Below are 8,481 nucleotides of genomic sequence, written 5' to 3'. Positions count from 1 at the left end.
CTTATCTTTTTTACTTCAGTTTCAATGAAATTCGAAATTTCCCAATTTTTAGTACATCCACATATACTAAAAACAAAGTTTTTTAAAATTTGCTCTCCGTATTCAGTATGAGAAACCTCCGGATGGAATTGAACAGTATATATCTTTTTTAGATCGTTTGCCATACCTGCCATAGAATTAGTTGAAGTTCCGATAAGTTCAAAACCATCAGGCAACACCGTTACTTCATCAAAATGACTCATCCAAACTATGGAAGTTTGTGGAAGATTAGAAAGTAAAACGTTATCTTTAACAATTGTAAATTCAGATTTTCCATATTCACCTTTTGTTCCTTCAGATACAACACCTCCTAAAAGTTTAGCCGTTAGCTGCATCCCATAGCAGATACCCAAAACCGGTATATTTTGTTCAAATAATTGTTCTTCCACCAAATGAGCTTTCTCAGAATTTACCGAAGAAGGACCTCCCGAAAGTATTATCCCCTTGGGTTGATGAGATAGTATTTCATCTAGTGGAGCATAATAAGGCAAAATTTCCGTGTATACACCAAATTCTCGGATTCGCCGTCCAATCAATTGATTATATTGTGAACCAAAATCCAAAATGATAATTCCATTTTTCATCAAGTATCGTATATATAAAATTGTATGTTTATGTCGACGTTTTATTAACTAGGAAATCTTATAATCTGTATACATTAATTGCAAATTTATTCTTGCAAATAAAAATCAAAATAATTATTAAGAGTTTACATTACTTAATCTAAGCATCGACTTTAATTATAAATAAAGTTGTAACTTTTTAATCTTACAAATTTAAAAAATTTTCATATCGTTTTTTATAATATGCTTGTATAGTTTTATAACATATTTTTATTTTTCAAATAAAAATTAACATAATTTATAAATATAAACTTATTTTTTCTTTTAAAAAAATGACTTAGCTATTTTAACATTTTATAAATAAACTATTAATTTTTTTTTTAACGAAGCCTCTAGTAATCAGAATTAAATAAATAAAATGTTTTTTTAATAAACTATAATAATTTATTTCCTTTTTTCATAAATTATAAAAAATAATAATTTAACTGTTTTTTGTGTTATGTATGCTAAAAGTTTTTTAGTTTAATTACCTGTTATTTACAAAAATTTTCCACATCTTCTTTAGTAATAGGATCAGCTCCTAAAATAATTAATCTTTCAACCACATTTCTAAGTTCTCTAATATTACCCGTCCACTCAAAGGTTTTTAATAAATCAATCGCTTCTATATCGAATCTCTTAGCTTTAGATCCGTATTCTTCTGCAATAATTTCCGAAAAATGTTCGATTAAGATAGGTATATCATCAATTCTATCTTTTAATGAAGGAACTTTAAGCTCTATAACTGATAATCGATGATATAAATCTTCTCTAAATCTACCATCCTTTATCTCATCTTTTAAATTTTTATTAGTAGCTGCAAGTACACGTACATCTACAGAAATTTCACTATCACTTCCTACTCTGGAGACTTTTCCTTCTTGTAGAGCTCGCAGTACTTTAGCTTGAGCGGATAAGCTCATATCTCCTATCTCATCCAGAAAAAGAGTACCCTTATTAGCTAATTCAAATTTACCTTGCTTATCTTTTACTGCACCTGTAAAAGAGCCTTTCATATGGCCGAAAAGCTCGCTTTCAATTAATTCTGAAGGGATGGCCGCACAGTTAACCTCTACCATAGGCATAGCTGCTCTCTCACTTTTTTCATGAATAGAATGGGCAACTAATTCTTTTCCTGTACCGTTTTGCCCTGTTATGAGAACTCTCGCATCAGTTAAAGCAATTTTTTCAATAATTTCTTTAATTTCTCTAAGTTTTTTAGAGTTACCGATCATCTCATATTTTTTGCTTACTTTTTTCTTCAAAATTTTATTCTGTGAAAAAAGTTTTTGATTTTCACTTATAAGATTTTTCTTATCTAATGCATTTCGTACGGCACTCAACAATCTACCCAAATCGGGAGGTTTAGAGATATAATCGAATGCACCTTTCTTTATACAATTTACCGCAATCTCAATAGTACCATGTCCTGAAATCATTATAAAAGGTAAAAGCGGCTTTTCTTCCATTACTTGACAAAGTAATTCTTCACCGTCCATCTTAGGCATTTTAATATCACATATTACCAAGTCATACTCATTTTTATCAATTAATTGTTTAGCTTCTAATCCATCTTGAGCCTCGTCTATCTCAAATTTTTTATCCTCTTCTAAAAGTATGCTTTTTAATACTCTTCGTATAGTTTCCTCATCCTCAACAATTAAAATTTTAGTCATAAAATTAATTTATTTATATATACAAAGATACTGTTTTTAGGTTAAAAATTGATTGCTATATAGTTAGTCATTTTGAACTCTAATTAATGAATTAATTTGGAATCTGCATTTTTAATATTAATAATTATGTTAATTTTGCTTTTTGTAAATAATGAAGATGAAAAGACAAGCGGAAGCAAAATTACCCACTGAATGGGGACAATATCAAATAATAGCTTACTCGGATAATGAAAATGACTGGATGCCTCATCTAGCTATGATAAGTGAGAATACCAACTTAAATCAAACCGTAAATATTCGTATTCATTCTGAGTGCATAACTGGAGATTTATTTCACTCTAAAAGATGTGACTGTGGAAAGCAGCTTGACGCAGCTATGAAATATATACATGAAAATGGAGGTATTCTTCTTTATTTAAGACAAGAAGGAAGAAATATCGGCATCATCAATAAATTAAAGGCATATAATCTTCAAGACCAGGGACTCAATACCGCAGAGGCAAATATTGAATTGGGTTTTCCTGCAGATGCAAGAGATTTTAAAATTGCGGTGGAAATATTAGAAGATTTAGGAATCACTTCTATAAATTTATTAACTAATAATCCCGAAAAAATTTCCTATATAAGTGAAAGTTCAATTAAATTAGTAAAAAGAATACCTCTAGAAATAAATCCTGAAAAAGAAAATTTGGATTATTTGAAAACTAAAAAAGATTACTTTGGCCATTTACTGAATAATATTTAGCTATCTATTCCATTCAAAGACTTTCATTTCCTTATTTATTAAATAGATCTTAGAATATACACTAAGGCTTATTATCCCATTTTTGGGGGATTAATAATATAAGAAACTTATAATATATAAATTTTATTTGAAAATAATTTATATTATTCACTTCAATACAGATAAAAATTATTCTTTTTCCATATTTAAAGAAATCTTATTTTGTTTTTTACATCATTTATATAATATTCAATCTAAAAACATATTTATAAGATTTGATTAACGGTATGTATATTTAGATTAAATAATTTACTAACAAATAGATTTTTTTATAAATTTGATAAAATTATCACTATATCATAATCTAATGTCAACAAATTTATCATCTCTTTGGAAAGACAAACTTCTTAATCGATTTTTAAAATATGTAAGTTTTCACTCAACTAGTGAACCAGGTATTGATAAAATACCAAGTACTGAAAGACAGTGGAAAATAGCTAATTATTTATATGAAGAATTACTGTCTATAGGCTTGGAAAATGTTTCAATTGATGAAAATGGATATGTAATGGGCTATGTACCTTCTAATAGTTCTCAAGATTTGCCAACTGTCGGTTTTATATCTCATTATGATACTTCACCTGATTTTTCAGGCGAAAATGTAAACCCGCAAATATGGGAAAATTATGAGGGTGAAGATTTAATTTTGAATAAAATTACAGGTTTCACATTAAGAGTTAACGAATTTCCGGAACTTAAAGATCACATCGGAGAAACAATAATAACTACAGACGGAACAACTTTACTCGGCGCTGACGATAAAGCCGGAATAGCCGAAATTGTTACGGCTGCAGAATATTTGCTACAACACAATGATATTAAACATGGAAGAATAGCTGTAGGATTTACTCCTGATGAAGAAATTGGAAAAGGTGCCGATCTATTTAATGTTAAAAAGTTTGGCGCAAAATGGGCATATACTGTTGATGGTGGAGAAGTGGGAGAACTCGAATTTGAAAATTTCAATGCCGGCGCTGCTGTAATCACTATAACAGGAAAAAGCGTTCATCCCGGATCAGCTAAAGGCAAAATGATTAATGCAGGATTACTTGCGGTTGAGTTTTCTAATTCATTACCTTTAGAAACGCCTGCAAACACAGAAGGATATGAAGGATTTTATCATTTGACAAAAATTACCGGAAATGTTGAAAAGGCTCAATTACAGTATATCATTCGTGATCATGATTTAAAAAAATATGAATCACGTAAGGAAAAAATGAAGAATATTATTAACCAGCTCAACTCTAAATATGGGGAAGGAATTTTCAAAATTGAGATTGAAGATCAATATTTTAACATGCGTGAAAAAATAGAAGATAAAATGTTTATCATTGATATTGCAAAAAATGCCATGGAGAAAGCAGGTGTTGAACCAAATATAAAAGCTATTAGAGGAGGAACTGACGGTTCTAAACTTTCATATATGGGTTTACCTTGTCCAAATATTTTTGCGGGTGGACTTAATTTTCACGGTCCATATGAATTTATTCCTCTTGAATCAATGATTAAGGCTACAAAAGTTATTATTGAGATATCTCAAAATATATATTAGAAACTATTTTTAAAATCGAAATGAAAAATTCATATTTTGTTCTTTTTTTTATATTATCACTGCTTTACATTAAAGGACAAACTCCTACTAAAATCATCGTTAAATTAAAAGATAAATCTAATGGAGAAATAGGTCAAGCAAAAGGAATATCTAAAATAAATAAGCTCTTCTCATCCAATAAAATAGAGAAAATTATACTCAGTGAAAAAGATAATTCAAGCATATATACCGTTGAATTTTCAAGCGAAACCAATATTCAGAAAATTATAGATGAATATTATAAAACAGGAGAGATTGAGTATGCAGAGCCAAACTATATTTATAAAACACAAGTCCACCAAATTAAACAAGCTGTGATTAGTCCTAATGATCCCAATTACAGATATCAGTGGGGGTTAAATAATGATGGATTTATCTCTACTGCTTTAAGAAATTTTCACTCTAAAAACGGAGTAGATATTAATATAGAAAAAGCTTGGGAAATTGAAACAGGAAATGACTCAATTATAGTAGCAATAATAGATACCGGTTTAAATGTAAATCATCCTGAGATTAAAGATCGATTGTGGATCAAAAAGGGTAAAAACTTTATTAAAAATGAGGATTCTAATGATTTATCTTCCAAAAATGATCATGCTATTAACGTAGCAGGAATTATTGGTGCTCATGCTAACAACAAATTAAGCTATACTGGGATAGATTGGAATTGTAAATTAATGATATTAAAAACCTTAGACAACAATGGAGAAGGTTATAATACTGATATTAGTGAAGCGATACATTATGCTGTTGACAATGGTGCCAGAGTTATAAATTTATCTTTGGGAGGGCACGAAAATTCTATTCTTATGAGTAAAGCTATTGAGAAAGCATTAAAAAACAATGTTGTTGTAGTCGCTGCTATGGGTAATGATAACAATGAAAAAATAAACTACCCCGCAGCTTATCCCGGGGTTATAGCAGTAGGTGCCATAAATGCTCAATCAAATCGTTCGAATCCATTTTATAATGTTCTACTTTCAGGTAGTAATTATGGTAAATACATATCTGTTGTAGCTCCTGGAGACGTTATTTTCGGCTTGGTAAACAACGATCTTTTAAATGTAGTATATTACATGAGTGGAACTTCACAAGCTACACCTCATGTTTCCGGATTAGCTTCTTTGTTATTAGCCCAAAATTCAAAGAGGACTCCTTCTGAAATTAAATCAATTATTGAAAAAACGGCCGATGATCAAATGGGAGAGCCTTCTGAAGACACGCCAGGTTGGGATAAATACTATGGGTACGGAAGAATAAATGCCTATCGAGCACTTTCCAGTAACATTAAAAATGAAGATAATGAATCTAATAAAAATAAGATAAGGGTGTATCCTAATCCTGCTAGACAGAGTTTTAGTTGTGATTTTCCAATTAATACGAAACAAATTACCATTTTTAATGAGTTAGGACAAGTAGTTATTTCAAAAAAGATTAATGGCTTGATAAATGAAAATTTCTATATTCCTCATCCCGGAATTTATTACCTACATTTTAAACTTGAAAATGGAAAGAAAATAAATAAAAAAATCATTATTATAAAATAAAATTGAAATAAACCACCTTAACTATAATTTCAACTTACAGTAATTCTGAAAGTCGCTTTTTTTTAATCAATTGGCAAGAAAAAACGCGCAGGATTTCTAATAAATAGTTTTAAAGCCGAATATAAGATTTTTCCCATTTCTTTAGTAGGAACATTAACTGATTTCATAGCTACCCATAATGATAAAGAAAAACTTACCAAAAAATTGCATAATCCAATTCCAAATATACCTATAAAACCTAAAATAAAGTCCGTACAAGAAATATTAAAATTAAAATAGGAAAGTGCCATTGCATAATTACCTCCTGAGAATGTAATGTGACGAATATCAAAAGGTATTCCTAGAAAATTGCCTATTAAAAAAGCGCTGCCTAAACATATACCTAAAAATACATTTCCTGAAATCCCTCCAATTTTATTATTGTACCAGTTAACCCAATTTCTTCTTCTTTTTTCTTTTATAAATCGTTTTAATAAGGGATGATTATAAAGTCTTTCCGGAATATTATGGTAACGAGTATAATTTTCTGTAATACCGGAAATTAAACCGGATATAAATAAGAAAATTCCAGCAATGGATGCAAACCAAAAAATTTTATAATCCATATGTACTACTTCATCACGAAAATCTGTCGCTTTATGTAAATTTATTAATTCGATACCCGTAAAATAGGATAACAAATAATACAAACCTATGCCCACAATAAATGCAGCAAATACATTTCCTATAAAAGCGATAAACTGACTTCTAAATATACGTGTAAATAACAACCCGAATTCTTTATAATCACTGGCAGATTTTTCATCCTGATTTAACGCATGTGCTAATGTTGCTGCAGTCATTGCCGGTTGTTTAGTTGCTAATGTCCAATGTATTAAATATATTGAGACAAAACCCCAAGAATAATTTAAGCTGTATAATAATGCTTGAATGAATGGTGTATAGGTATGCATGCCTATTTGTGCCTTTATAAAACACAATATGGCAACTAGAAATCCACCTCCCATCGCCGAATAAAGCATTTGCATATATTCTTTTGAAGTATTAGTTATATATTTCTCTCCCGCTTGTCTATTATGCCACGTTACTAATGATGTTACCACATAAAGAGTGCTTTGAAACGAATTTGTGACACTACTTTTTGTAGAATATATGCCCAATAATTTTTTAGTTAAATTAGCCATAGCCAAGGATAATGGCTTATTATCCAATAAATACAATGCATTTATTAGAATAAGTATACGATCAATTTGTTGTCTTAAACAGGTTACTTTTATTGTAATGGCCAATGATATTCCTTTACTTTCTTTTTGGTCGATAATATTATCTAGGTAGATTTTACATAATTTTATTTGTTCACATAAAACATTTATTTTATCTAAATCAATAAATTCATGGTCTTGTAATATTTTTATTAAGCGACTCGTTAATTTTTGAAAAGGATTTTCTTCTATATTCCTTATATAACTCATTTTAAATACTTCTGGATCAGCAGCTCCGCCCACTACTCTATCTATTAATATAAGGGCACCTTCTCTTATCTGTTTTTTTACATATCCGGAATTGCAAATGACAACATCGTCACTAAATAAAACCTCATAAAACTTTTGCCAACGATCAAGAGGAATTAATTTCAAAAAATTGTGATTAACATTAGAATAAAGAACTTCATTTGCTAATGATAACAATGTTTGATCATCTGAGATTTGTGGTAATAATTTATTACCGATTTGCCTAAAAAATAAAGATATTAGTTTATCATTTGTAAATATTCCGAAATCCGTGATAAACTTCTGCATATATATATTTCGGAATAAAGGAACAAGGCGCTCAATAAATTTTTCTTTAATGGAAGGATTTTTATAGAGCATTTGTGTGATATGATCTATAAAATCAATTGAATTATCAAAATTTTTTCTTCCGTATTTCAGTATGCTCAGTAGAATATTACGCTCTTCTCGTGTATCTAATATCTTTTTTAAATTATCTTCCATCTTTATCTTCAAACTAACTTATAAGACTCATTATACATTATTTTTTTATCATTCAACTTAAATAATGATTAATATTATACACCATTATATATTTTCTATAAATATAATGTCGCATAATTTAAAATAAACGTATTGAATTTATAAAGTTAATATATCTTTTCCAATAAAGCTAAAATTTCTTTCAAACCTTGTATTTTCGCATGCAAGGTCGCCGTATTACCTCTAATAATGATCGGCTCCCCTTTCTA

6 protein-coding genes are annotated in these 8,481 nt (G+C 29.2%); 3 read left to right on the top strand and 3 right to left on the bottom strand.

Features of this window, described 5'->3' with window-relative positions:
- Together guaA and M3Z80_RS08185 are read right to left on the bottom strand one after the other, a co-directional pair.
- A partial coding sequence (gene guaA, locus M3Z80_RS08190) for a glutamine-hydrolyzing GMP synthase (protein ID WP_293919089.1) occupies positions 1 to 623 on the bottom strand: 623 nt, incomplete at its 3' end.
- 512 nt (positions 624 to 1,135) lie between these two features.
- Positions 1,136 to 2,317: a sigma-54-dependent transcriptional regulator gene (locus tag M3Z80_RS08185; RefSeq protein WP_293919088.1), complete on the bottom strand. Its 1,182-nt coding sequence runs from the start codon at positions 2,315 to 2,317 to the stop codon at positions 1,136 to 1,138.
- A 157-nt stretch (positions 2,318 to 2,474) separates the two neighbouring features.
- Here M3Z80_RS08185 and ribA point away from each other — a divergent pair, with 157 nt between their 5' ends.
- The 3 genes from ribA (at position 2,475) to M3Z80_RS08170 (ending at position 6,239) form a co-directional block, all read left to right on the top strand.
- Complete coding sequence (gene ribA, locus M3Z80_RS08180; protein ID WP_293919086.1) at positions 2,475 to 3,062, top strand: GTP cyclohydrolase II; 588 nt, start codon at positions 2,475 to 2,477, stop codon at positions 3,060 to 3,062.
- Positions 3,063 to 3,408: 346 nt separating this feature from the next.
- Positions 3,409 to 4,653 (top strand): peptidase T, encoded by a 1,245-nt coding sequence (gene pepT / locus M3Z80_RS08175; protein WP_293919084.1) that lies wholly within the window; start codon positions 3,409 to 3,411, stop codon positions 4,651 to 4,653.
- Between the two features lie 20 nt (positions 4,654 to 4,673).
- The gene (locus M3Z80_RS08170; RefSeq protein ID WP_293919082.1) at positions 4,674 to 6,239 is read left to right on the top strand and encodes a S8 family serine peptidase; all 1,566 of its coding nucleotides are present in this window, start codon (positions 4,674 to 4,676) and stop codon (positions 6,237 to 6,239) included.
- Between the two features lie 62 nt (positions 6,240 to 6,301).
- On the opposite strand, the gene M3Z80_RS08165 is transcribed toward M3Z80_RS08170, so the two are convergent.
- A complete protein-coding gene (locus M3Z80_RS08165; protein WP_293919080.1) occupies positions 6,302 to 8,233 on the bottom strand; it encodes a site-specific recombinase Gcr in 1,932 nt (643 codons plus the stop codon).
- Positions 8,234 to 8,481: the final 248 nt, after the last annotated feature.

The sequence above is a fragment of the Apibacter sp. genome (genome assembly GCF_025291155.1).
Taxonomy (GTDB): Bacteria; Bacteroidota; Bacteroidia; order Flavobacteriales; family Weeksellaceae; genus Apibacter.
Note: the sequence above shows the minus strand (reverse complement) of the source record. Positions and strands in the feature narration are given on the sequence as shown.